General features: G+C 57.6%; 1 protein-coding gene and 1 pseudogene. Both read left to right on the top strand.

What is annotated here, in order from left to right:
• Nucleotides 1–216: pseudogene (locus CW742_RS13260) on the top strand (DUF475 domain-containing protein); the annotation flags it as partial.
• A gap of 414 nt (nt 217–630) precedes the next feature.
• A partial coding sequence (locus tag CW742_RS13255; protein WP_292421154.1) for a DUF5667 domain-containing protein occupies nt 631–1,355 on the top strand: 725 nt, incomplete at its 3' end.

The following is a 1,355-nucleotide window of genomic DNA, read 5'->3' as shown; positions in this document are numbered from 1 at the left end:
CGGAACATTGACAACATCAAGAAATACCGGTTCCTGAAGAACGGGGCCATGTACTCCATCTTCTTCCTTGGCAGTATCATGATCCTCGACGCCTTCGGGTTCCATATCCCGAGCTGGTTCTCGCCGCTCATCACGTTCGGGGTGGTCGGCTTCTTCCTCTTCAAGTCCATCCGCGAGATGCCCCCGGACCAGCCCGCCGGGAACCAGGGCGCCTGAACCCCGCATCCTGTTTTTTTCTTTGTCCCTGCACCGGGCTGCCGAAAATTCCGGTCCCGGGTTCATCGGTACCCTGCCCGCCCGAACCGCATTGCCAGGCGGAAAACCCGTTGCAGGGGGCGACTCCCGACAGGGCAGGGATAGGCACCCGGTGGCGGCCCGGAAAGGCCGAACGATGCCCGGCTTCCGCGCGCTGCCCGGCACCGGGCGCGAAAAACCCTAGAATCCGCCTTGATCCGGGCACCAGCAGGAAATCGGACATATGCCCGTTTTTTTCAGATCTGAACAATCCCGAACGATTAAATTCCCCATGAGACACTTGAGGACAATCCCCTGACAATCGGACACTCGCCAGGTTTAACCCTGCTCCTGTGCAGGTTTCAATTGGCAAAGAGTGCCATGGATGTAAAACCCATGAATACACCAGCAAGACCCGGGAGGGGCCTTCTCCTCCTCTGTATACTGATCGCAACGCTGACCGTAACCATTGTTCCGGCACTTGCAGAAACCGATTCCGGAAATGCACTAACAATTACATCTGCCAATGTACAGGAAACACCGGTCCAGACACTCGTTTCTTCAGAAGCCACGGTCACCAGTACCCTGGCGAGCGAGACAACCGCAGGGACGGAAACAGTACTAACCGATGACATCCAGCCGTACGAGGGGCCCATCGGCCCGGACAGCGCTCTCTATGGCCTGAAGCTGGCGTTTGAGGATCTTGACGAGTCTTTCACGTTCGATCCTGCCGCACGCATGGAAAAGCAGGTGAACCGGGCTACCCTCCGGCTTTCCGAGGCAAAGGGGGAGCTGGTGCGGAACAACAGCCGGAACGCTGCGCTGGCGCTTGAGCAGTACTACAACAAGGCAAACGCAACCGCCCTGTCCGTCAGGGAAGTACCGGAGAATGCTCCGGGCCTCATCAATGCCCAGGAGACAATCGCAAAACACCAGTATGTCCTTGACCGGCTCCTTTCCACGCACCAGAACAACACCGGGCTCCGGCAGGCGTATGCAAAAAGTGTCGCACTCGAACTGAAGTTCCAGAACAAGACGCAGTTGAAAGTCGAGCGGCAGGTCCGGAACAACGAAATCGCCCTGACCATGAAACCGGTATCCGCGGAAGAGCGGGTAAGAAC

It is taken from the genome of Methanoregula sp. (genome assembly GCF_002835825.1).
Taxonomy (GTDB): domain Archaea; phylum Halobacteriota; class Methanomicrobia; order Methanomicrobiales; family Methanospirillaceae; genus Methanoregula.
The sequence above is the reverse complement of the archived record's forward strand: the minus strand, read 5'-3'. Positions and strand labels throughout refer to the sequence as shown.